Source organism: Glycomyces terrestris, from assembly GCF_003933745.1.
In the GTDB taxonomy this organism is placed as follows: domain Bacteria; phylum Actinomycetota; class Actinomycetes; order Mycobacteriales; family Micromonosporaceae; genus Glycomyces; species Glycomyces terrestris.
On the sequence record NZ_RSEB01000001.1, the window covers coordinates 794207 to 817851 of the forward strand.

21 protein-coding genes are annotated in these 23645 nt (G+C 73.3%); 7 read left to right on the plus strand and 14 right to left on the minus strand.

The annotated features are described in order from the left end of the window. Positions 1 to 401: 401 nt before the first annotated feature. From EIW28_RS03805 to EIW28_RS03815, 3 genes are all read left to right on the plus strand, one after another. Positions 402 to 1610, plus strand: coding sequence for a DUF418 domain-containing protein (locus EIW28_RS03805; protein WP_125246354.1), 1209 nt, complete (start codon positions 402 to 404; stop codon positions 1608 to 1610). Between the two features lie 78 nt (positions 1611 to 1688). Beyond that, positions 1689 to 2222 (plus strand): hypothetical protein, encoded by a 534-nt coding sequence (locus tag EIW28_RS03810; protein WP_125246355.1) that lies wholly within the window; start codon positions 1689 to 1691, stop codon positions 2220 to 2222. 70 nt (positions 2223 to 2292) lie between these two features. Continuing rightward, entirely contained in the window at positions 2293 to 4959 is a 2667-nt protein-coding gene (locus EIW28_RS03815) for a Dyp-type peroxidase (protein ID WP_125246356.1), read from the plus strand. Between the two features lie 37 nt (positions 4960 to 4996). Here EIW28_RS03815 and asnB read toward each other — a convergent pair whose 3' ends face one another. Then, positions 4997 to 6994 (minus strand): asparagine synthase (glutamine-hydrolyzing), encoded by a 1998-nt coding sequence (gene asnB, locus EIW28_RS03820; protein WP_125246357.1) that lies wholly within the window; start codon positions 6992 to 6994, stop codon positions 4997 to 4999. 294 nt (positions 6995 to 7288) lie between these two features. Here asnB and EIW28_RS03825 point away from each other — a divergent pair, with 294 nt between their 5' ends. Next, entirely contained in the window at positions 7289 to 7945 is a 657-nt protein-coding gene (locus tag EIW28_RS03825; RefSeq protein ID WP_125246358.1) for a response regulator, read from the plus strand. An 11-nt stretch (positions 7946 to 7956) separates the two neighbouring features. Next, positions 7957 to 9111 carry a sensor histidine kinase gene (locus tag EIW28_RS03830; RefSeq protein ID WP_125246359.1) on the plus strand — a complete coding sequence of 385 codons (1155 nt, stop codon included), beginning with the start codon at positions 7957 to 7959 and terminating at the stop codon, positions 9109 to 9111. On the opposite strand, the gene EIW28_RS03835 is transcribed toward EIW28_RS03830, so the two are convergent. Then, the gene (locus tag EIW28_RS03835; protein WP_125246360.1) at positions 9089 to 9925 is read right to left on the minus strand and encodes a phosphoribosylaminoimidazolesuccinocarboxamide synthase; all 837 of its coding nucleotides are present in this window, start codon (positions 9923 to 9925) and stop codon (positions 9089 to 9091) included. The genes EIW28_RS03830 and EIW28_RS03835 overlap by 23 nt on opposite strands. A gap of 162 nt (positions 9926 to 10087) precedes the next feature. Between EIW28_RS03835 and lipA the strand changes: the two genes are divergently transcribed. Both lipA and EIW28_RS03845 read left to right on the plus strand, forming a co-directional pair. Then, entirely contained in the window at positions 10088 to 11008 is a 921-nt protein-coding gene (lipA, locus tag EIW28_RS03840; protein ID WP_187350575.1) for a lipoyl synthase, read from the plus strand. A 21-nt stretch (positions 11009 to 11029) separates the two neighbouring features. Further along, positions 11030 to 11725, plus strand: a complete 696-nt coding sequence (locus EIW28_RS03845; protein ID WP_125246362.1) for a DUF4191 family protein — start codon at positions 11030 to 11032, stop codon at positions 11723 to 11725. Between the two features lie 323 nt (positions 11726 to 12048). Here the strand turns inward: EIW28_RS03845 and EIW28_RS03850 are convergent, their stop codons facing one another. The 12 genes from EIW28_RS03850 to lgt form a co-directional block, all read right to left on the minus strand. Then, entirely contained in the window at positions 12049 to 12459 is a 411-nt protein-coding gene (locus EIW28_RS03850; RefSeq protein ID WP_125246363.1) for a DUF3040 domain-containing protein, read from the minus strand. A 159-nt stretch (positions 12460 to 12618) separates the two neighbouring features. Further along, complete coding sequence (gene dinB / locus EIW28_RS03855) at positions 12619 to 13905, minus strand: DNA polymerase IV (protein WP_456298685.1); 1287 nt, start codon at positions 13903 to 13905, stop codon at positions 12619 to 12621. A 109-nt stretch (positions 13906 to 14014) separates the two neighbouring features. Then, positions 14015 to 15184, minus strand: a complete 1170-nt coding sequence (locus EIW28_RS03860) for an alkaline phosphatase family protein (RefSeq protein ID WP_125246365.1) — start codon at positions 15182 to 15184, stop codon at positions 14015 to 14017. A 55-nt stretch (positions 15185 to 15239) separates the two neighbouring features. Further along, entirely contained in the window at positions 15240 to 15902 is a 663-nt protein-coding gene (locus EIW28_RS03865) for a response regulator (protein WP_125246366.1), read from the minus strand. Continuing rightward, positions 15899 to 17041, minus strand: coding sequence for a sensor histidine kinase (locus EIW28_RS03870; protein ID WP_125246367.1), 1143 nt, complete (start codon positions 17039 to 17041; stop codon positions 15899 to 15901). Before EIW28_RS03870 ends, EIW28_RS03865 begins: the two co-directional genes overlap by 4 nt. Before the next feature lie 83 nt (positions 17042 to 17124). Next, complete coding sequence (locus EIW28_RS03875; RefSeq protein ID WP_187350566.1) at positions 17125 to 17886, minus strand: methyltransferase domain-containing protein; 762 nt, start codon at positions 17884 to 17886, stop codon at positions 17125 to 17127. 75 nt (positions 17887 to 17961) lie between these two features. Next, positions 17962 to 18726 carry a WecB/TagA/CpsF family glycosyltransferase gene (locus tag EIW28_RS03880; protein ID WP_125246368.1) on the minus strand — a complete coding sequence of 255 codons (765 nt, stop codon included), beginning with the start codon at positions 18724 to 18726 and terminating at the stop codon, positions 17962 to 17964. A gap of 6 nt (positions 18727 to 18732) precedes the next feature. Beyond that, entirely contained in the window at positions 18733 to 19710 is a 978-nt protein-coding gene (locus EIW28_RS03885) for an NAD-dependent epimerase/dehydratase family protein (protein ID WP_125246369.1), read from the minus strand. 87 nt (positions 19711 to 19797) lie between these two features. Continuing rightward, positions 19798 to 20727 carry a hypothetical protein gene (locus EIW28_RS03890; protein ID WP_125246370.1) on the minus strand — a complete coding sequence of 310 codons (930 nt, stop codon included), beginning with the start codon at positions 20725 to 20727 and terminating at the stop codon, positions 19798 to 19800. 69 nt (positions 20728 to 20796) lie between these two features. Then, positions 20797 to 21285, minus strand: a complete 489-nt coding sequence (locus EIW28_RS03895) for a GNAT family N-acetyltransferase (protein WP_125246371.1) — start codon at positions 21283 to 21285, stop codon at positions 20797 to 20799. Between the two features lie 19 nt (positions 21286 to 21304). Beyond that, positions 21305 to 22459: an FAD-dependent oxidoreductase gene (locus EIW28_RS03900; protein WP_125246372.1), complete on the minus strand. Its 1155-nt coding sequence runs from the start codon at positions 22457 to 22459 to the stop codon at positions 21305 to 21307. A 30-nt stretch (positions 22460 to 22489) separates the two neighbouring features. Beyond that, entirely contained in the window at positions 22490 to 23569 is a 1080-nt protein-coding gene (gene lgt, locus EIW28_RS03905) for a prolipoprotein diacylglyceryl transferase (protein ID WP_125246373.1), read from the minus strand. Positions 23570 to 23645 lie beyond the last annotated feature (76 nt).

Here is a 23645-nt window from a genome sequence, read left to right on the forward strand (position 1 = left end):
AACTAGAGGTTCGGCACGAAGGCGTAGCCGAGTGAACCAGAGGTACAGCACGAAGGCGTAGGACGGGTTGAATCCCTAGGGACGCAAGCGAACCGGAAGGCCCCGCCGCTGATGCGGCGGGGTCTTTCGGTGTCTCCGGGTCTTCAGGAACGTCGCGGAGGGTCTACCACGAACCGGACAGCCGGTGGGCCCCCGATCGAAAAATACTGCCGCGGTACGACATCCGCGCGGACATGATCATTCTTCAGGAGGAGCCGGAACGGTACCGCAGACGGGAGCGCGGAGCGGGGGCTGGCACTACCGTGAAAAGGGTGCGAATTTCCTAGACTGAGAAGCGCGGACCCCACCGCGCAGTTCGAACCGGAAACAGGAAACCCGTCCCGATCCCGAAGGAGCCCGTCGTGACCGCCACCCCCTATGCGACCGCCGACCCGCCGCGGCCGGCCGGCCCGCCCGCGCCCATCACCAGGGCGGAGCGCTCGCTCGCGCCCGACATCGCCCGCGGCTTCATGCTCATGTTCATCGCGATCGCGAACGTCCCGATCCACCTGTGGGGCATGAGCCTCGACAAGTACAACCACAACACCGGGCAGTCCGCGGCCGACCACATCGCCTACTTCGTCCAGCAGCTGCTCATCGCCGACCGCTCGCGCCCCATGTTCGCGATCCTCTACGGCTTCGGCATCGCCGTCATGGCCTCGCGCATGTTCGCGCGCGGCATCGACGCCAAGGGCGTCCGCAAGGTCCTGCGCCGCCGCTCCTGGTGGCTCCTCGCGTTCGGCTTCCTGCACGCCGTGCTCCTGTTCTTCGGCGACATCCTCGCCCCGTACGGCGCCATGGGCCTCATCGCCCTGTTCTTCGTGCACCTCTCCGACAAGTCGCTCAAGAAGTGGCTGTGGGGCTCGGCGGCGTACGTCGTCCTCATCGGCACCCCGGCCATGGCGTTCCTGTACACCGGCACCAGCGCGCCGCCGAGCGCCCCCGGCGGGCCGCCCTACCTCGACCAGATCTTCACCGGTCTCATCGCCTCGCCGGTCGGCACGCTCGCGCTCGTCCTCACCGGCTCGTTCTTCCCGCTCATCATCGCGGGCATGATGCTCCAGCGCTCCGGCTGGCTGAACCACCCCGAGGCGCACCTGCCGCAGCTCAAGAAGGTCTTCGTCTCGGGCATGGTCGTGAACGTCGTCAGCTCGCTGGGCGTGGCGCTCATCGCGCTCGGCGCGTGGGAGCCCTCGCGGGCCCTGTGGATCGCCGCCGTCTACGCGACCCTCATCGGCGGCATGTACGCCGGGCTCGGCTACATCTGCGGCTTCGCGCTCCTGGCGCACCGGCTGCGCGGCTCCGGCCGCCGCGGCCTCCCGGGGGCGCTGGCCGCGGTCGGCGAGCGCTCGCTCACGAGCTACCTGCTCCAGTCGATCATCATGGCCCCGCTGCTCACCGCCTGGGGCCTGGGCCTGGGCGAGGACATGGGGTACCTGGCGGCCTTCGGGTTCGCGTTCGCGACCTGGGCGCTGACCGTGGTCATCGCGGTGCTCATGGACAAGGCCGGCAAGCGCGGCCCGTTCGAGGTGCTGCTGCGACGGCTCACTTACGGCCGCAAGCGGTCCTGACGAACACCCGCGACGCCCCCGAGTCGGATCCCTGACTCGGGGGCGTCCGCGCGTCCGCGGCCGTGACAGAATACGGCCGTGCAAGTGAGCTGGACGCCGTTCCGACTGCTGCGGGCCGCCGTGTTCGCCGCGGTCTCGGGCTCGGCTTCGCTCCTGCTGCACCTGTGGAGCGGCGGGCACGCGCCCGGGCCGCTCCAGTCGGCGGCGGCCTTCGGGCTCGTCTTCGCCGCCGCGTACGCCGCCGGCGGGCGCCGCCGCGGCTTCCTCGTGCTCGCGCCGCTGTGCCTGGCGGCCCAGTGGGGCCTGCACGAGCTGTTCCAGGCCGGCGCCGTCGACGCGGCGCACGCGCACGGCTCGGGCCTGAGCATGTGGCTGGTCCACGTCGCCGCGGCCCTGGCGCAGGCGTCGTGGCTCGCGCGCGGCGAGACCGCGTTCGCGGCCCTGCTCGAACTGCTCACCCTGTGGTTCGCGCGCCTGGTGCGCGTCGCGGGCCTGAACCCGCCGGCCGCGGTCCGTCCGCGCCGGCTCCCGCCCCGGACGCGGGCGCCGCGTCCGGAACCGGTCGCGTACGCGGCCATCTCGCGGCGCGGCCCGCCGCGGCCCGCTTTCTGATCCTCGTCGTCCCCCGGCGCCGTCGGGCGCCACCCCCTGCCCGGAATCCGGGCTGCTCAGAAAGCGAACCATGTCCACAATGAAGGCCGCCCTGCGGCGGCCGCTGCTGCGCCTGCACTTCTACGCAGGCTTGTTCATCGCACCGTTCCTCCTGGTCACGGCCCTGACGGGCCTGGCCTATGCACTCTCCTACCCGGTGGAGGACCTCCTCTACCGGGACCTGAAGACCGTCGAACCCGGCGGCGAGGCGCTGCCGCTCGCCGCCCAGGTGGGCGCCGTGACCGAGGCGCACCCCGACTGGCCGGTGACGGCGGTGCGGCCCGCCGCCGCGCCCGACGCCTCGACCGCGGTCCTCGTCGACGACGGCGCGGACCGCGAGTCGGGCGCCGTCGCCGTCGTCTACGTCGACCCGTACACCGGCGACGTCCTCGGGCACTCCACGACGTACGGCTCCTCGCAGGCCGGGCCGGTCCGCGAGTGGATCTCCACGCTCCACCGCAGCCTCCACCTCGGCGAGCCGGGCCGGCTCTACTCGGAGCTGGCCGCGAGCTGGCTGTGGGTCGTGGCCCTCGGCGGCCTCGTCCTGTGGATCGCGCGCCGGCGGCGCGACGGCGGCTTCTGGCGGCCGAAACCCGCGGGCGCGGGCCGGTCCCGGACCCTCGCCTGGCACGGGCCGGTCGGCGTGTGGCTGGTCCTGGTGCTGCTGTTCCTGTCGGTCACCGGCGTCACGTGGTCGCGGTACGCGGGCGAGCGCGTCGCGGAGCTGCGGGCCGCGCTGGACTGGACCACCCCCTCGCTCACCGTGGACTCGGGCGCCTCGGGCGGCGACCACGCCGGGCACGACGCCATGACCGGCGCCGCGACGTCGGCGTTCTCCATCGCGCTCCTCGACGGCGTGTACGCGACCGCGCGCGAGGCGGGCATGAGCGACCCGATGCAGATCACGCTGCCGACCGGGTCGGCCACCCAGTACCTCGTCGCCGAGCAGCGGCGGTCGCTGCCGCTCGAACAGGACCAGCTCGTCGTCGACACCGCTTCGGGCGCACCGGAAGCGGTGGACGAGCTGCGGTTCGCGGACTGGCCGACGATGGCGCAGGCGACGAACGTGCTCATCGCCGCCCACATGGGCCTGCTGTTCGGCCTGCCGAACCAGCTGGTGCTCGCGGCGGCGATGGTGCTGCTGGTCCTCATGATCGTCTGGGGCTACCGGATGTGGTGGCAGCGCCGCCCCAAGGGCGCGCTCGTGGGCCGGGCCTACCCGCGCGGCGGGCTGCGGCAACTGCCGTGGCCGCTGGTCGCGGTGGTCGTCGCGGCGGCGGCCGGGATCGGCTGGTGCTTCCCGCTGCTGGGGATCTCGTTGGCGGCGTTCGTGGTCGCCGACGTCGCGATCGGGCTGTGGCGCCGGTTCCGGAAGCCCCCGGCCGAGCGCGGCGACGGCGAGGCGACGGTGACGCGGCGGACGGCGCTGGCGACGGCGACGGTCTCGGCCGCGGTCGGCGCGGGCGTCGGCATGGCGATCGCCTCGTCGGCGCGGGACGACGGGGCCGGCGCCGAAGCCGAAGGCGCCGCAATCGAGCCGTTCTACGGGGAGCGGCAGGCCGGGATCGAGACGCCGTCGCAGGGCCACGCGCTGTTCGCGGCGTTCGACCTCGCCGCGGCCGACCTCGCGACCGGGGCCGCGCTCGACGCGGCCGCGGTGGCCGCGACCCTGCAAGCACTGCTGAAGGACTGGTCGGCGGTCGCCGCGGCGCTGGCCGCCGGGGAGACGCCGCCGAAGGCCGCGATCGACGGCCCGGACCAGTTCGACGCGGAGGCGGTGGCGGCGGGCCTGGACCCGGCGCGGCTGACGGTGACGTTCGGGATCGGCCCGGCCGCGTTCGCGAAGGCGGGCCTGGAGGCGGCGCAGCCCTCGAAGCTCACCGAGCTGCCGGAGTTCGACGGCGACCGGCTGAACCCGGCGTGGTCCGGCGGGGACCTGCTGCTCCAGGTCTGCGGCGACGACCAGCAGGTCGTGTCGAACGCGTTCCTGGAGCTGCGCAAGCGGGCCGTGGGCCGCGGCTCGCTCCTGTGGGTGCAGCAGGGCTTCTCGTCGGCGCCCGCCGGCGGCGGGACCCCGCGGAACCTCATGGGGTTCAAGGACGGCAGCGCGAACCCGCGGGCCGGGAGCGCCGAGTTCGACGCCCGCGTGTGGGCGGTGGACGCCGAGCCGTCGTGGTTCGAGGGCGGCACGTACCTGGTGTTCCGGAAGATCCGGATGCGGCTGCCGGACTGGTCGATGCTCAGCGCCGAGGACCAGGACCTGACGTTCGGGCGCGAGCGCGACTCGGGCGTGCCGCTGAGCGGCGGCGGCGAGTTCGACCACCCGGACTTCACGGTCCTGGACGCGTCGGGCCTGCCGGCGGTCCCGGCGGACTCGCACATCGCGGTCGTGCACGACGCGGCGATGGTGCGGCGCGGCTTCAACTACGACTACGGGTTCCTGACCCAGGGCGACGTGTCCTCGGACGCGGCCGCGGACGGGCACCTCGACGGGCACATGCACGCCGAGCACCCGTACGACGCGGGCCTGCTGTTCGTGTCGTTCCAGGCCGACCCGCAGGTGTTCGTGGACGCGCAGGAGAAGATGGCGGCCTCGGACCGGCTCTCGGAGTTCATCACCGCCGAGGGCTCGGGCGTGTGGGCGGTCCCGCCCGGCGCGGCCGAGGGCGGCTACGTGGGCGAGCGCCTGTTCGGGTGAGGCGGCGGGGCGGGCGCCGCGCGGCGCCCGCCCCGGTTCAGAACCCGGGGACGAGGCCCTGCGGGGACTCCTGCCGCGGCGCGGGCACGAAGTCGGGGACGACGTCGACCGGCTCGCCCGGGGCGCCCGCGGTCGGGACCGGGATCGAGGCCGTCAGCGGCGGCAGCCGCCGGGGGACCGCGGGCGCGGCCGGGCGGGGCGGTGCGGCCTCGATCTGCCCGTACCACAGGCAGAACACCAGGACCGCCCACACCTTCCGGGCGTGGTCGGCGCCGTCGCGGTGCTCGCGCAGCAGGCCGCGCGCGTAGTCGAGGTCGAGCAGGTGCCCGCAGGGGGCCTCGGCGAGGACCTGGTCGGTCCAGTCGAACAGGGGCCCGGCGAGCCACTGCCGGTGCGGGGTCGGGAAGCCGAGCTTGGGGCGCTCGACGATCGAGGGCGGGACGATCCGGGCCAGCGCGCGCCGGAGCGCGACCTTCGTCTGCGGGCCGGAGAGGCGGTGCGAGGCGGGGATGCGGGCGGCGGTGTCCCAGACGGCGCGGTCGAGGAACGGGACGCGCAGTTCGAGGCTGTGGGCCATGGACATGCGGTCGGCCTTGACGAGGATGTCGCCGCGCATCCAGGTGCGCAGGTCGAGGTACTGCATGCGGGAGACGGGGTCGAGGTGCGCGGACTCGTCCCAGACGGGGCCGGTGACGTCGCGGACGTCGGGGCCGGGGCGGCGCAGGAGCCGCTCCTTGGCCTCGCCGGTGAAGATCTTGGCGTTGCCGACGAAGCGCTCCTCGATCTCGGCGGTGCCGCGTTCGAGGAAGCCGCGGCCCTTGACGCCTTCGGGGAGGGCCCGGGAGACGCGCTGGAGGAGGTGCTTGGCGGGGTCGGGGAGGACGGTGACGGGCTTGAGGGACCTGGGTTCGCGGTAGATGGTGTAGCCGCCGAAGAGCTCGTCGGCGCCTTCGCCGCCGAGGGCGACGGTGACGTGCTCGGCGGCCTTCTTGGCGACGAAGTAGAGCGGGACGAGCGCGGGGTCGGCCACGGGGTCGTCGAGGTGCCACACGATGCGGGGCAGTTCGGCGATGACGTCCTCGGCGGCGACGGGCGCGGGGATGTTGACGAGGCCGAGTTCGGCGGCGGAGCGGGAGGCGACCTCGAGTTCGTCGTACAGGCCGGGGTCGGTGAACTGGGCGGTGAAGGTGAGCAGGCGCGGGTCGGTCTCGCGGGCGAGGGCGGCGACGGCGGTGGAGTCGATGCCGCTGGACAGGAGCGCGCCGACGGGGACGTCGGACCGCATGTGGACGCGGACGGAGTCGCGGAGGGCGGCCTCGATCTCGCGGTGGAGGCGTTCCTCGTCGGTGACCTTGGCGGGCTTGAACATCGGCTGGAAGTAGCGGACGGGCCGCGGGTCGGCGCCGGGGCGGAACAGGGCCGAGTGGCCGGGTTCGAACCGGTGGACGCCGCGGTGGAGGGTGGCGGGTTCGGGGACGTACTGGAACGTGGCGTAGTGGGCGAGCGCGTCGGGGTCGACGTGGTCGCGGTCGAGGCCGGGGAGGGCCTTCTTCTCGCTGGCGAGCCAGACGGCGCCGCCGCGGCGGGTCCAGTAGAGGGGCTTGATCCCGAAGGGGTCGCGGGCGGCGAAGAGGAGGTCGGCGTCGGCGTCGTGGATCACGAACGCGAACATGCCGCGGAGGCGGTGGACGAGGTCGGGGCCCCAGTGGCGGTAGGCGGCGAGGAGGACCTCGGTGTCGCCGCGGGTGGTGAAGACGGCGCCGGCCTCGCGGACGAGCTCGTCGCGCAGTTCGAGGTAGTTGTAGATCTCGCCGTTGAAGACGATGGCGAGGCGCGCGTCGGCGGTGCGCATGGGCTGGTGGGAGCCGGCGGTGTCGATGATCGCGAGCCGTTTGAAGCCCATGCGGACGCGGCCGCCGGGCGGGTCGGCCGCGGTCTCGTCGGGGCCGCGGTGGTCGAGGAGGTCGAGGAGGGCCGGCAGGTCGCCGCCGGCGGGTTCGGCGGGGTCTGCGGCGCAGACGACGAATCCGCACATGGTCGCTCCTATGGGGTGGGTGTGGGTCAGGAGTTCTCATGCTGGTGCGGGGCGGGGCCCGGCGCCTCCGGCGAACGGCCGGGACCGGTCCGCGCCGGTCGGCTTCCGAACGGCCGCCGGGAAGTGGCGGTTGCCCGACCTTCGGCGGGCCGCTCCCGCCGTTCGGCGGGGTCGGTTCCCGACCTTCGGATGCGGCCGCGATGCAACCGATCGCCGGGCCCGGGCGGTATTCCGGTCAGACCCCCGGCTCCCTGCCGACCCATACAAGCCCCATACAGGAGAGGAGGCGCATTCGTGATCCGCGTCCTCATCGTCGACGACGAGGCCCTGATCCGCTCGGGCTTCACGCACATCCTCGGAACCGCCGAGGACATCGAGGTGGTCGACGCCGTCTCCGGCGGCGACGCCTTCGACCGGATCGTGGCGCTCCGGCCCGACGTGGTCCTGCTCGACATCCGCATGGCCGACGTGGACGGCCTCACGATCCTGCGGCGGATGCGGGAGCTGTCCCGTCCGCCCGCGGTGGCCGCGCTGACGACGTTCGGGACGGACGAGTACGTGGACGCGGCGCTGCGCCTGGGCGCGGCCGGCTACCTGCTCAAGGACACCAAGCCGACCCATCTGATCCACCAGGTGCGGGCCCTGGTCACCGAGGGCTCCGCGCTGTCGGGGCAGGTGACGCGGTCGATCGTGGCGAAGTACCTCGACGCGGCCCGCGCGCCCGAGCCCGATCCGCGCCTGGAGCGGCTCACCGACCGCGAGCGCGACATCCTGGTGCTCCTCGCCGAGGGCCGCTCGAACGGGGAGATCTCCGCGGAGCTGTTCCTCGGCGTGGGCACCGTCAAGGACCACGTGTCCTCGATCTTCGCGAAGCTGGAGGTGTCGAACCGGGTGCAGGCGGCGCTCATCGCCGAGCGGTCGGCGCTCCTGGACCCGGACCGGCCTTCGTGAGGGTGCCGTGGATGCCCGCGTGGGCCTACGACGCCCTGGTCATCGGGGTCGCGCTGGTGCACCTGCTGCTGGTGATCGACCCCGAGAACCAGCCGGCGGCCGGGTTCGCGGTCCTCGGCGTGGCGGCCCTGGCGGTGCGCCGCCGGTACCCGTTCCTGGTGCTGTGCGCGACGCTGCCCGCGGCGGTCCTGGTGACCGAGAAGGTGGCGACGCTGTTCGCGCTGTACGCGCTCGCGTACCGGTCGGGCCGGGCGCTGGTGTCGGTGTCCGCGGTCGTGGTCACGATGTTCGCGTTCGCGCGGGTCACGATGACCGACAACGCGCCCTGGCTGTTCCACCCGGCGGACCCGGAGCTGTTCCTGGGGATGACCACGACGCAGGTGATGGTGCTGCGCCAGAACCTGTACTTCCTGCTCATGGCGTCGGTGCCGGTGATCCTGGCGCACTTGCAGCGGGCCCGGCACGACCTCGCGGCCCGGTTCGTGGAGATCACGGAGGCGCGCGAGCACGAGCAGCGGCTGCTGACGCAGCAGGCGCTGGCGGCGGAGCGGGCGCAGCTGGCGCGGGAGATGCACGACGTGGTGTCGCACCAGGTGAGCCTGATCGCGGTGCAGGCCGGGGCGCTGGAGCTACAGGCGCCGGACGGGCGGACGCGCTCGACGGCGGAGGCGATCCGGGAGGTGAGCGTGACGACGCTGGAGGAGCTGCGGCAGATGGTGCGGGTGCTGCACGCGAGCGGGCGGCGCGGCGAGGGCCCGGTGCCGCAGCCGTCGATCGCGCAGCTGCGGCGGCTGGTGGAGGGCTCGGGCATCGACGCGGAGCTGGAGATCGGGCCGCTGCCGGAGCTGGACCCGCCGGCGCAGCGGGCGGTGTACCGGACGGTGCAGGAGGCGCTGACGAACGCGCGCAAGCACGCGCCGGGCGCGAAGGCGGCGGTGCGCCTGTCGGCGCGGGGCGGCGCGGTGGTCGTGGAGGTCGCGAACACGGCGGCGACGCGGCCGGTCGTGGAGCTGCCGAGTTCGCGGGTGGGCCTGCTGGGCCTGCGGCAGCGCGCGGAGCTGCTGGACGGCGCGATCGAGTACGGGCCGGACGGCGCGGGCGGGTGGCTGCTGCGGCTGACGCTGCCGGCGGAGGCCGCCTCGCCTACTGCCAGCGGCGGCCGGTGAGCAGCCGGTACGCCTCGATGTAGCGCTCGCGGGTGGCCTCGACGATGTCGTCGGGGATCTCGGGGGCCTCGGCGTCGTCGGGCCGCCAGCCGGTGGACTTGGCCCAGTCGCGCACGAACTGCTTGTCGAAGGACGGCTGGGTCTGGCCCGGCTTCCAGCCCGCGGCGTCCCAGAAGCGGGAGGAGTCGGAGGTGAGGACCTCGTCGGCGAGGGTGAGGACGCCGTCCTCGTCGAGCCCGAACTCGAGTTTCGTGTCGGCGATGATGATGCCCTTGGCGAGCGCGATCTCGGCGCCGCGGCGGTACACCTCCAGGGTGAGGTCGCGGATGCGGCCGGCGAGGTCGGGGCCGAGGCGGGCGGCGGTCTGCTCGAACGTCTCGGGCTCGTCGTGCTCGCCGACGTCGGCCTTCGTGGTCGGGGTGTAGACGGGCTCGGGGAGGCGGGAGCCGTCCTCGAGGCCGGCGGGGAGCGGGACGCCGTTGACGGTCCCGGTGGCGCGGTAGTCGTGCAGGACCGAGCCGGTGAGGTAGCCGCGGACGACGGCCTCGACCTTGACCATGTCGAGGCGCTTGACGCGGACGGCGCGGCCGGCGAACTCGGCGGGCACGTCCTCGGCGGAGATCACGTGGTTGGGGACGATGTCGGCGAGCCGCTCGAACCACCACAGGCTGAGCGCGGTCAGGAGCGCGCCCTTGCCGGGGATCTCGGTGGGGAGGACGACGTCGAAGACGCTGACGCGGTTGGACGCGACGAGGACGAGGTCGTCCCCGTCGGCGTACACGTCCCGGACCTTGCCCTGGTGAATGAGTTCCACTGCCGCTCCCCGTTCCTTGTGGCCGTACCGCCTCGATTACAGCAGCGGGGCGGTCGTCCTACGTTTGACGGCGCGCGGGGCTGTGCCGAGCGACACCTGCCGGTCCGCGGCGGCGCGGCGTAGGCTGGGGCGGTGACTTCCGTACAGCCTGAAGGACGCCGGATGCTGCGCCTCGAAGTGCGCAACGCCCAGACCCCGATCGAGAAGAAACCCTCCTGGATCAAGGTCAAGGCCAAGACCGGACCCGAGTACACCGAGCTGCGGGGCCTCGTCAAGAGCGAGGGGCTGCACACGGTGTGCCAGGAGGCCGGGTGCCCCAACATCTACGAGTGCTGGGAGGACCGCGAGGCGACGTTCCTCATCGGCGGCTCCCAGTGCACCCGCCGCTGCGACTTCTGCCAGATCGACACCGGCAAGCCCGGCCCGCTCGACCGGCTGGAGCCGCTCAAGGTCGCCGAGTCGGTCAAGACGATGGGCCTGAAGTACGCCACGGTCACCGGCGTCGCCCGCGACGACCTCGACGACGGCGGCGCCTGGCTCTACGCCGAGACCGTGCGCCAGATCCACGCGGCGATCCCCGGCTGCGGCGTCGAGCTGCTCATCCCCGACTTCAACGCCGAGCCCGACCAGCTCGCGGAGGTGTTCTCCTCCCGCCCCGAGGTGCTCGCGCACAACGTGGAGACCGTGCCGCGCATCTTCAAGCGCATCCGCCCCGCGTTCCGCTACGAGCGGTCCCTCGAGGTCATCACCAGGGCCCGCGAGGACGGCCTGGTCACCAAGTCGAACCTGATCCTCGGCATGGGCGAGACCCGCGAGGAGATCTCGCAGGCGCTCCGCGACCTGCACGCGGCCGGGTGCGAGCTCATCACGATCACCCAGTACCTGCGCCCCACCAAGCGCCACCACCCGGTGGACCGCTGGGTCAAGCCCGAGGAGTTCGTGGAGCTGTCGGCCGAGGCCGAGGAGATCGGCTTCGCGGGCGTCATGAGCGGCCCCCTGGTGCGCTCCTCGTACCGGGCCGGGCGCCTGTACCAGCAGGCGATCCAGGCCAGGAGCGAAGCCCGCACCGACGCGCTCGCGTGACACGCCGGTAGACTTGACGGCATGGCAAAGCAGCAGGAAAAAGAGACGTTCGGGTCGCGCCTGAAGACGATCGGGATGGCGGTCAAGTTCACCAACCAGCGGGACAAGCTGTTCCTGCCGTTGGCGGCCGCCGCGATCCTGCTGCCGTTCGTGATCGTCACCGCGCTGGTGATCTTCCTCGACTTCAGCCTGCTGTGGTACATCAGCGCCCTGTTCGTGGCGCTGCTCGCGGGCCTGATCGTGCTCAACATGCGCACGAGCAAGGTGGTGAACCAGGAGGCCGTCGGGAAGCCGGGCGCGGCGTACGCGCTCATCGACGGCATCCGCGGCTGGACCGTGACGCCCGGCGTCGCGGCCCTCTCGGAGACCCAGATGGTGCACCGCGCGGTCGGCAAGGCCGGCGTGGTCCTCCTCGGCGAGGGCGGGCCGAAGGTCCGCAAGCTCCTCGGCCAGGAGAAGAAGCGCATCTCGCGCGTGGTCGGCTCGACCCCGGTGTACACGTTCCTCGTGGGCGAGGCCGCGGGCGACGACTTCTCGGTGACCGAGGTCCGCAAGCGCCTGATGAAGCTGCCGAAGAACATCGACTCCAAGGCCGCGAACCACATCGCGAAGCGCCTCGACGCGCTCGGCATCGGCATGGCGATCCCGAAGGGCCCCATCCCGACGAGCGTCAACCAGGGCCGCGCGGCCCGGCGCGCGATGCTCCGCGGGCGCTAGACGCGCACCGCCGCAACGGCATCGGCCCGGCCGGGGACTCCCCCGGCCGGGCCGTTTCGCGTTCGGGCCCTTAGCCGCGGGCCCGGGCGCTGCGGCGGACGGGCTCCCCTGCGGGGATCTGGAATCGCGTGTGCTCCGGCGGCCCGGCCTCCGCGGGCCCGGAATGTCGCACCCGGCGGGCATCCTGGGTGATTCGGGGGCTCTCGATACCGGGCCGGGCGGCGCACGGCCCTGCCCTGGAACCGGCCCGCGCAGCACGCGAAAACGGGCCCGCCCTCGTCAGGCGCGGCCCGTCGCTCGCGTGCGTGTGTGACCGGTGCAGGTCAGAAGATGTCGCCGTTGTCGCGGCGGCGGCGCCAGCGCTCCTCCATGCGGGAGGTGAACCCGCCGGGCTTGGCGCCCTTCGAGCCCCCGGTGGTCCTGGTGGCCTTCCCGTCGACGGCCTTGAGCTTCACGTTCGTGCCGCGGCGCTGCGCCCACAGGCCCAGGATGAGGCCGCCGAACATGAGGACCGCGCCGATCGGGGCGCCCCACTTGGCCACGTTCCCGCCGGCGATCACCGTGCCGATGACGGCGACGATGCCGATGACCGTGACGACCCCGGCCAGGATCAGCCTGCGCCGGGTCACATGCGCCGGATCGTGGGCGCGCACCGCATTGGCGAACTGCGGGTCTTCAGACAAGGACTGCTCGATTTGCTCGAACAGACGTTGCTCGTGGTCGGAGAGCGGCACGACACTCCTCCTGCACTAGTCTCGACGGGACCTCCCGAGGCCCCGGTGCTTGTAGTCCAAGTCTACGAGGCTTTCGCCCGAGGCGGAAGGCAGTTCGTCCTTGAATCGGTCCGTTCTGCCCCTGCGGTCCCCGGCCGGGGTCCCTCGGTGCGGCGGCGCTCACCTGGCCGGGTTCCCCGGATCGCGGGTGTCTACACGCGAGTCTCCGCGCGCCAGCCGGCCGGCCGAGCGGACCGCGCCCTTGCCGAACTTCGCGGTCGCCTTGTCCATCACCGCTTCGATGTCGCGCCAACCGTGTTCGGGTTCGCCGAGGGCGACCTGCCGCCCGACCGCGGCCGCCTCCACGAGGTGGTCGAGCTTCACGCCGATGAGACGCACCGGCGCGGTGGCGGCCGCGTCGGCCATCTCCCGGGCCGCCTCGTAGATCTCGCGGCCTACATCCGTGTGAGCCGCGAGCATCCGCGAGCGCGTGATGGTGCGGAAGTCGCCGAAGCGGATCTTCACCGTGACGCCGCGCCCGGCCCAGCCCGCCGCGCGCGCCCGGGACGCGACCTTGCGCGAGAGTTCGAGCAGCACCGGGCCCCACACGGAGGCGTCGGGGGCGTCGTGCCCGAACGTGGTCTCGTTGCTGATCGACTTCTCGACCCGCTCGGGCCGGACCGGCCGCGGGTCGATGTTCCGCGACAGCGCGTACAGGTGCTCGGCGCTCGCGGTGCCGACCGAGGAGGCGAGGCTGTCGACATCGAGGCGGGCGAGGTCGCCGACGGTGCGCAGGCCGAGGCGGGTGAGCTTCTCGGCGGTCTTCTCGCCGATCCCCCACACGGCCCGGACGGGCAGGCGGTGCAGGAACTCGAGCTCGGTGGCCTTGGCGACGACGCCGAGGCCGTCGGGCTTGGAGGCCTCGCTCGCCAGTTTCGCCATGAACTTGGTGGAGGCGATGCCGACGGTGCAGGTGATGCCGTGCTCGGCGCGGACGCGCTCGCGGATCGAGCGGGCGATCTCGACGGGCGAGCCGATGAGGCGGCGGGCCCCGGCGAGGTCGAGGAACGCCTCGTCGACCGAGATCGGCTGCACGTGGGGCGTGTACTCGCGGAAGATCGCCATGATCTGGCGCGAGACCTCCCCGTAGGAGGTCGTGGGGGTCATGAACACGCCGTGGGGGCAGCGGCGGCGCGCGATCGCGGTCGGCAGCGCGGAGTGCACGCCGTACTCGCGGGCCTCGTAGGAGGCGGCCGCGACGACGCCGCGCGGCCCGAGCCCGGCCACGATGACCGGTTTGCCGCGCAGTGAGGGGTCGCGGGCGACCTCGACGGACGCGAAGAACGCATCCATGTCGACATGCGCGACATTTATACCCTCATCGGACAAATTCGGTCCGATATGGCGACTGTGATCACTGGCCACGGGCAAAGCGTATCGATCGGGTCCGACACTCGTTGGTCCCAGTGCTGAGCGCTTCGCTTCTCCACTCAAGTGGAGGTGTTCCGGCGTCCATGTCGACATGCGCTATGTCGGCACCGCAGTCCCGCCAACGCGGGAGTCGATCGCGGGGCGCTCAGCCCGCCCGGTAGGTCCAGAGCGGGACGGCGAGTTCGGCGGCGGTGAGGCCGCCGTGCTGGCCGATGAGGCGGGCCACGTGCGGCGGCTCGCCTTCGACGCCGACGATCGCGAACGTGCCCTTGCAGGCCACGACCAGGTCGCCGATGCGTTCGCGGGCGGCGTCGGTGACCTTGGGGCCGAACCAGCCGCGGTCGACGGCCTCGTCGCGGTCGATGAGCTCGGCGCGGTCGCCGACGGCGGCGGCCCAGGCGGCGCGCACGTCGTCAAGGGCGCCCGGGGCGGCGTACAGGTACCGCATCCGGCCGTCCCCCGCGATGGCCTCGACGCCGGGCAGGAGGTCGGGCCGCTGGTCGACGTGGAGGCGGTCGGTCACGTTGACCATGCCGTGGTCGGCGGTGACGAACAGGGCCGCGTCGCGCGGCAGGCCCCCGAGGATGCCGTCGAGGGCCTCGCTGACCTCGGCGACGGCTTCGAGCCAGTCCGGGGAGCCGACACCGTGGAAGTGGCCGGCGGTGTCGACGTCGGGCAGGTACGCGTAGACGAGGCTGCGATCGGCGCGGGCGAGCGCGGCGAGGGTGCCGTCGGCGACCTCGCGGGGGCTGACGGCGGGGAGCCAGTCGGCGCCGCGGTAGATCGCGCGGGTCAGGCCGGTGTCGCGGAAGGCGCCGTTGGAGACGATCGTGCAGGCGACGCCGTCGGCGCTCGCGCGCTCGAACGCGGTCGGCTCGGGCTGCCAGGTCTCGGGGTCGGGGCTGGAGCCGTCCCAGCGGATGTGGGTGACGAGGCCGCCGGTGTCGGGGACGCGGACGGTGAACCCGATGATGCCGTGCCGGCCCGGCGGCAGGCCGCACGCGAGCGAGGCGAGGCTGATCGGCGTGGAGGAGGGGACGGTCGCGGTGATGGGGGTCAGGGTGCCGAGTTCGCCGTGGTGGACCGCGCCGACGGTGGCGCTGGCCTGGGCGGCCTGGCCGAGGAGGTGGTAGCCGAAGCCGTCGAGGAGGAGGACGGCGATGCGGCGCACGCCGTCGAGCTCGCCCTGCCGCAGCAGGACCCCGTCGGCGCCCTGGGGGACGCCGAGGGCCGCGAGGGCCGTGGGCATGACGTCGGCGAGGGTGCCGGTGCCGTAGGCGGGCCGGGCGTCCGCGAGGTACGGGCTCGAAGGCATGGCCCGAGGCTAGCCGGTTCCGTCTCGTTTCGGCCACAAGAGAGGCCGGACGGCCTCACGTCTCGGGGATGTCGAGACCGGAGCGGTAGGCGATGGCGACGAGGCCGGCGCGGTCGCGGGCCCCGAGTTTGGCGAGGAGCTTGCCGACGTGGGTGCGGACGGTGGCGGGGCTGATGAACAGGCGCCCGCCGATCTCGTCGTTGGTCAGGCCGGTGGCGACCCAGCGGAGGATCTCCAGTTCGCGCTCGGTGAGGTCGCCGAGGCGCGGATGCGGGCGGGCGCCGCCGGTGCCGCGCTCGGCGTAGGCGTCGATGACCTTGCGGGTGACGTCGGGGCTGAGGAGGGAGTCGCCGGCGGCGGCGAGGCGGACGGCGCGCAGGAGGTCCTCGGGCGGGGCGTCCTTCATGATGAACCCGGCGGCGCCGCCGGCGAGCGCCTCGAAGATGTACTCGTCGATCTCGAACGTGGTGATCATGACGACGCGGGTGCCGGCGAGCTCGGGGTCCTTCCCGATGCGGCGCAGGACTTCGAGGCCGTCGAGGCCGGGCATGCGGATGTCGAGGAGGGCGACGTCGGGCTTGACGCGGCGGATGACCTCCCAGGCCTCGCGGCCGTCCGCGGCCTCGGCGGCGACGTGGAGGTCCTCCTCGTCGCGGTAGAGGTTGCGCAGGGCCATGCGGATGAGGCTCTGGTCGTCGGCGATCACCAGCTCGATCATCGCGGCTCCTTGCGGTCGTAAGGGATGCGGGCGGTGACGGCGAAGCCGCCACCAGGCCGGGGCGCGGCGGTGAAGGTGCCGCCGCCGGCCTGGACGCGCTCCATCATGCCGGTGACGCCCTGGCCCATCCGGTCGGGGTGGAGCGGCCCGCCGCGGCCGTCGTCGAGGACGGCGACGCGCAGTGCCGCGGCGTCGCAGGCGATCTGGACGACGGCCTGGGTGGCCTCGGCGTGGCGGATGACGTTGGTGAGGGACTCCTGGACGACCCGGTAGGCGGTGGCGGCGACGTTCACGGGGACGGCGGCGGGGTCGCCGGTGAGGGTGTAGTCGACGGGGAGGCCGCCTTTGCGGACGCCGTCGACGAGGGCGGCGACGTCGGCGACGGCGCCGGTGGGCCGCAGTTCGGGCTGCTGGCCCTTGCGCAGGGGCGCGAGGGTGGCGCGCAGGTCCTGGAGGGCCCGGTTGGAGGCCTCGCGGATGGCGCGCAGGTTCTCCACGACGGCGTCGGGGGTGCCGGGGTGCTTCTCGGCCATGTGGAGGGCGACGCCGGCGTTCATGGAGACGACGGCGAGGCTGTGGCCGACGACGTCGTGGATCTCGCGGGCCATCTCGACGCGCTCCTCGGCGCGGTACCGCTCGCGTTCGGCCTCGCGTTCGCGCGTGCGGGCGCGGCGGGCCTCGCGGACGATGCGGCCGCCCGCGGCGGGGACGCCGAGCCAGACGAGGGCGACGCCGGCCGCGAACCACAGGTGCATGCCGTCGCCGATGAGCTGGTGGAATGTGAGGGTGTAGACGTACACGGCGGCGAGCACGATCGCGGTGGTGCGGACGGACCGGGTGAACGCGTAGAAGAACACGGCGACGGCCGGGAGCATGAAGACCGGCCCGGGGGGCTGGTCGAGGTACAGGTAGGCGGAGAGGGCGGCCATGGTGCCGGCGAGCGCTGCCTCAGGCGAGAGGCGCCTGACGGCGAGGAACGCGGCCATGGCCCAGATGAGCGCGAACGCGACCGGTTCGGGTGCGACGCCGTCGTTGGCGCCGACGGTCCCGCCGGAGGCGGCCAGCCCGAGGAGGACCGCCAGGCCGAGGTCGAAGACGGGGGCCGGGACGCGGGGCCGGGGCGCGGATGCGGTGCTCACGGGCTCAAGGCTACGGTCCCGGGGGCGCGGCGGCGTGGGCCGGACGGCGTACCCGCGCCTACGTTCGCTGACGTACCCGCCGGTCAGCGCATGGGTTTGCGGGCGAGCAGGTGGATGCTGGTGGCCATGTCGCGGAAGGGCACGCGGGAGGCGGTGGCGAGTTCGAACTCGCGCAGGGCCTCGCCGGTGGCGGTCTCGGGCGCCTGGACGAGGTCGCCGACGACGCCGACGCCGTGGACCTGCTCGGTGACGAGGCCGGAGCCGCCGACGAGGGCGGTGAGCGTGGCGGTCTCGAAGCGGCGCTTGATGGTGTCGCGGCCTTCGGCGACGCCGTCGACGTGCACGAGGAGGTCGAGGGCGGTGGCGAACTGGCCGGAGAGGGCCTTGGCGAGGACGGCGGCGATCCGGTTGGCGACGAGGATGCTGACCGCGCCGCCGGGCGCGCACGCGTTGGCGAGGGCGTCGAGGGCGGTGTCGGGGTAGTCGACCATCTCGAGGACGGAGTGGCACAGGACGAGGTCGGCGGAGCCGGGCTCGGCGACGTCGGGGAGCTCGTCGGCGTCGGCCTGGACGGCCTGGACGCGGTCGGTGACGCCGGCGTCGGCGGCCCGCTGGCGCAGGGAGGCGAGGGCGTTCGCGCTGGGTTCGACGACGGTGACGTCGTGGCCGAGCTCGGCGAGGGGGACGGCGAAGCCGCCGGAGCCGCCGCCGACGTCGAGGATGCGCAGGGTAGCGCCGGTGCCGGCGGCGAAGCGCTCGATCTCGGCCGACAGGACGGACCACACGACGGCGACGCGGGGGTGGTGGGGAGCCTTGGCGCTCTCTCGGGGCATGTTGTCGACCATGCGGCACAGCCTAGCCTTGATCGGGCGGACAGGTAAGTGAGAAACCGCCCGGGCGCGGGCCCGGGCGGCGTCGCGCTAGTCGCGCAGGAACGGCGGGCGCCTGCGGATCTCGCGCAGGTACGCCGGGTTGTTCTGGAAGTAGCGGCGCCACAGCCGCTTCGGCTCCTTGGTGAGCCGGTAGAACCATTCGAGGCCGTTGCGCTGCATCCACGGCGGGGCCTGCGGGACGAGCCCGGCGTGGAAGTCGAAGGCGGCGCCGACGCCGAACAGGGCGGGGGCGTGGAGCCGGTCGCGGTGCGCGGCCATCCAGCGCTCCTGCTTGGGGGTGGACAGGCCCACCCACACCAGTTGCGCGCCGGAGTCGTTGATGCGCTTGACGATCTCCTCGTCCTCGGCCTCGGTGAGGGGCCGGAACGGCGGCGAGTACATGCCGGCGAACTTGACGCCGGGGATGCGCTCGGTGAGCTTCTCGGCCAGGAGTTCGGGCACGCCTTCCTTGCCGCCGTAGAGGAACGAGGTCCAGCCGCGTTCGGCGGCGCGGGCCAGGACGTTGAGCATCAGGTCGGGCCCGTACACGCGGTCCATCCACTCGGCGCCGGCCTTGCGCCCGGCCCACACCATCGGCATGCCGTCGGGCGTGGTGAGCCCGGAGGCGTTGTGGATGGCGAGGAGCTCGGGGTCCCGCTGGGACTCCATGACGCCGTGGACGCCGGTGACGCACACGTAGTGGCGCTCGCCGGAGTCGACCCAGCGGGTGACTTCGGCGAGGGCCATCGCCTGGTCGATCGTGGAGACGCCGACGCCGAGGACGTCGACGCGGCGGAGCTTCGGGTCGGCCATCGCGGGTTAGAGCGTGGCCTTGACCTGGTCGTAGACCCACGCGTAGGTCTTCGCCATGCCGTCGCGGAGCGAGATCGAGGGCTCCCAGCCGTAGTACTTCTGGATGAGCGTGTTGTCCGAGTTGCGGCCGCGCACGCCCAGGGGGCCGTCGATGTGCTTGAGCTCGATGTCGATGCCGGCGATGTCGGCGACGAGGTAGTACAGGTTGTTGATGGTGGTCAGCTCGGAGGAGCCGAGGTTCAGGGGCTCGGTGACGTCGCCGCGGGTGAACAGCTTGGTGCCGTGGACGCAGTCGTCGATGTAGGTGAACGAGCGGGTCTGCTCGCCGTCGCCCCAGATCTCGACCTCCTTCTGGCCGGTGAGCGCGGCGACCGCGATCTTGCGGCAGGTGGCGGCGGGGGCCTTCTCGCGGCCGCCGGTCCAGGTGCCCTCGGGGCCGTAGATGTTGTGGTAGCGGGCGATGCGGGTCTCGAGCCCGAAGTCCTCGCGGAAGTGGCGGCACATGCGCTCGGAGAACAGCTTCTCCCAGCCGTAGCCGTCCTCGGCGTCGGCGGGGTAGGCGTCCTCCTCCTTGAGCGGGGCGATATTCGCCTCGGTCTGCTTGTACCCGGCGTAGACGCACGCGGAGGAGGAGTAGAAGAAGCGGCCGACCTCGGCGTCCTTGGCGGCCATGAGCATGTGGGTGGAGGGCAGGACCGAGAGCATGCACAGGGCCTTGTTGTTCTCGATGAAGCCCATGCCGCCCATGTTGCAGGCGAGGTTGTAGACCTCGGCGGCGCCGTCGCCGACGGCCTCCTGGCAGGCGGCGAGGTCCGCGAGGTCGCGCTGGAGGTTCTCGACCTCGCCGTGGACCTGGTACCACTCGTCGAGGGGCTTCACGTCGACGGCCCGGACGGTCTTGCCCTCGGCGAGGAGGCTCGCCACCAGGTGCCCGCCGATGAAACCACCGGCTCCCGCCACTACCGCGTCCACGCTTGCCGCCATCGTCACTCCTCGGTTGTCCGGGTACGGGGAAGAAGGCCTTCAGCCTACCCGCCCGTTTTCGGCGCCCACCAGCCGGGAAATGGGGCCTCAGTCACGATCCGGGGGCGTTTCGGCCCCCGCGTCCGCCTCGGGCTCCGGCGCCGGGTCGGCGAGGACCCGCGCGGCGTCGACGACGCGCAGGGCGGGGTCGGGGTCGCCGGTGATCCCGGGCTCGAAGCGGGAGGCGACGCAGTACAGGCGCACGTCGGGGTCGCCGAGGAGGCGCTTGACGTAGCGCAGGCGCTTGAGCTGGCGCTCGACCATCTTGAACCGCCAGCGGGCCGTCCCGAGGGCGATGGGGGCGCCCTTGTCGTCCCAGGCGGCGAGCTCCAGGGTGCGCAGCTGCCGGTACCGCGGGTCGGGGACGGTGATGCGGGTGACCGAGGCGGCGCCGGTGTCGGCGAGGACGTGCTCGCGGGCGAGGTCGAGGAACTCGGGGCGGGCCACGTACCGGTCGAAGCGGGCCCGGTTGATCGTCCACAGCTTGTCGGTGATGTACCCGCGCCGCCAGCGCGGCAGCTGCGGGCGGACGACGGCGTAGTGGAAGCGGGCGAGCCGGTCGGTGAAGGTCCAGAAGGGGTCGTCGGGGGCGAGGGGGTTGGGGGCGGGGGTGAGGAGCCCGGCGGCTTCGAGGCGGGGCAGGACCGCGGCGAGGGCGTCCTCGCTCAGGCGGGTGCCGGCGCGCATGTCGTACAGAGTGCGGGGGCGCAGGACGGCGAGGGCGAGGACGGCGTCGGCGTCCTCGTCGGGCTCCTCCCCCAGCAGGGCCGCGGCCCGGCCGGCGTGGGTCTCGAAGTGGGGGCTGCCGGGGTCGAGGAACTCGGCGCGGAGCCAGGCGCCGAGGTCGTCGAACCGCTGCGGCAGCCGGCCGTCGGCGGGGAGGAGGGCGGGGTCGGCGCCGGTGACGGCGTGGACGGCGACGGCGGTCTCCGGTTCGGCGATCCCGAGGGAGCGGATCGACTCGCGCAGTTCGTTCATGGTGACAGCGATGCTACCCGGCGGCGGCGACCCGGTGGGATCGCAAGGGCGCGTGCGGGAAGCGGCGGGTCACAGCTCGCGGTACATGAGGTGCATGTCGACCAGGCCCTCCCGGGGGTGGTCGAAGCCGCCGGGGATGAGGGCGAGGGTGCGCATGCCGAGGGAGTGCCAGAGCTTGACGGCGTGGACGTTGGTGGCGACGACGGCGTTGAACTGCATGGCGTGGTAGCCGTCCTGCTTGGCGCGGGCGAGGGCGGCCTCGCCGAGGGCGCGGCCGACGCCGCGGCGCCCGAACGCGGGGTCGACCATGAAGCCGGCGTTGGCGACGTGGGAGCCCTGGCCGGGGAGGTTCGGGTGGATCTCGACGGTGCCGGCGACCTGCCCGTCGAGGACGGCGACGAGCCGGGAGGCGGGCCGGGGGCGCTCCATCCAGTAGGCGCGGGTCCAGGACTCGGTGGTGTCGGGCGGCCAGGGGTAGGTCTCGCCGGCCTGGATGATCGGGCGCATGAACGCCCACATGGCGGGCCAGTCGGAGGCGGCGGCGTCGCGGATCTGCATGGCCTCGACCGTAGTGGGTCTAGCGGGGCGGCTGCCAGTCGGCCAGGGACGCGGCCTGGCTCTGGACCCACGAGTCGGGGACGGCGCGCAGGAGGCCGCGGGTGACGCCGCGGCCGCCGGAGGCGATGGTGTGGACGCGGCGCGAGAGGCGGGCGACGCGCTTGAGGCGGGGCAGGCGGGCGCGGTCGTAGGAGGCGAGCGCGTCGGGGATGGACTCGGGGGTGCGGCGCAGGGCCCAGCCGAGGGTGACGGCGTCCTCGAGGGCGAGGCTGGCGCCCTGGGCGAGGATGGGGGCGACCCCGTGGGCGGCGTCGCCCATGAGGACGATGCCGCCGTTCCCGGCGGCCTGGTGGAGGCGCGGCGGGACGGGCCACACGTAGCGCACGGACTGCTGGGTGAGTTCGGAGGGCCGGGTGGCGGCGATGTACTTGCCGACGGGCGCGGGCCAGTCGGCGAACCAGCGGTTGATGAGCTCGTGCTGGATCTGGGGGGACTCGGGGCGCATGCCGCCGGGGACGGTGGCCCACCAGCAGGCGCCGGCGTGGCCGAGGTCGCCGTAGCCGAAGCGGCGGCGGTCGGGGCCGTAGACCTCGACGGCCTCGGCGCCGCGCTCGGGGGCGCGGTGGGCGGGGATGGTGCCGCGGAACACCACCACTCCGGCGTCCACTGTGGGCGATCCGGGGGCGATGAGGGGCCGGGTCGGCGAGTCGATGCCGTCGGCGGCCACCACGAGGTCGGCGTTCCAGCGGCGGGAGGCGTCGCCCGCGGCGAGGTCGACCATGTCGATCCGGTCGACCTGCGTCGCGGGGTGGACCTCGACGCGGTCGCCCAGGCGGGAGACGAGCGCCTCGTAGAGCATCGCGGTGTGCACCATGACCGAGGGGGTGCCGTCGTCGGCGCCGAGCATGGCGCCGGCGAACGAGCTGGACAGGCGCTCCTCGTTGCGGATCTCGAAGCGCTCCACCGGGGTCCCGGCGGCGTCGAGGGTCGCGTCGACCCCGAGCGCGCGCAGTGCGCGCACGCCCGAGGCCCACAGGATCATGCCGAGGTCGTCGCCCTTGAGGCGCTCGCGCCGTTCGAGCAGCGCCACCCGCCAGCCGAGCTTCGACAGCACGATCGCGCTGGCGAGCCCGGCGACGCCGGCGCCGACGACTACGGCTCTTCGGTTCTGCATCTGCACCTGCCCGGGGGGAAGCGGTGTCGGTCAGCCGTCGCCGCGGGTCTTGCCCGCGCCGGCCTCGGGTCCGTCGGCCGCGGTCTCGGCCTCGGGCTCCTCGGACGGCTCGTCGGCGACGCCGTCCTGCTCGGGCCGGGCCTCCGCCTCGTCGTCGTCCTCGGGCTCGGAGGGGGCGTCGATGACGTTGCCGTCGGCGTCGGTCCCGGGCAGGAGGGCGCCCTTGGGGAGGGCGCCGTCGACGTACCCGGCCTCCTCGGCGGCCGCGGAGTCCCACGCGACGGGGACGCGGACGCCGTCCTGGACGACGAAGACCTGGCGGGAGCCGCGCACGAGCAGCAGGTAGGCGACGGCGAGCACGACGACGGCGATGCTCACCCACTGGTTCAGGCGCAGGCCCGCCCACGCCTGGGCGGGGTCGATGCGCAGGCCCTCGATCCAGAAGCGGCCGGTCCAGTACAGGACCACGAAGAGGGCCACGGCGCGGCCGGCGCCGAACTTGAAGCGGCGGTCGGCGAGCCAGAGGACGAGGGCCACGCCGAGGTTCCACAGCAGCTCGTACAGGAACGTGGGGTGGAACGTGGCATAGGTCTCGAAGCCGGCGACGCGGTGGTCGACGTCGATGGCGACGGCCCACCAGGCGTCGAGGGGCTTGCCGTACAGCTCCTGGTTGAACCAGTTGCCGAGGCGGCCGATGGCCTGGGCGACGGGGATGCCGACGATGATCGCGTCGGCGACCATCGCGAACGGCAGCTTCAGCTGGCGGCAGCCGAGCCAGACGCCGACGCCGCCGAGGAGGATCGCGCCGGGGATGCCCAGGCCGCCCTCCCAGACCGCGAGGATCTTCCACGGGTCGCCGTCGGGGCCGAAGTAGGCGTCGGGGCTGGTGAAGACGTGGTAGAGGCGGCCGCCGACGATGCCGAACGGCACCGCCCACACGGCGAGGTCGAGGACGGCCCAGCGGGGCGCGCCGCGGCGGCGCATGCGCGCCTCCGCGATCCAGCAGGCGGCGACGATCCCCGCGATCAGGCACAGCGCGTACGCGCGGATCGGGACGGGGCCGAGGTGCCAGACCGACTCGGAAGGGCTCGGAATTGAAGCAAGGTCCACGACGAAAACCTATCGGGTCAGGGAGGGCGGGCCGGACGCGGGCATGGAGCGGCCCCGCAAGCGCGGCTTGCGGGGC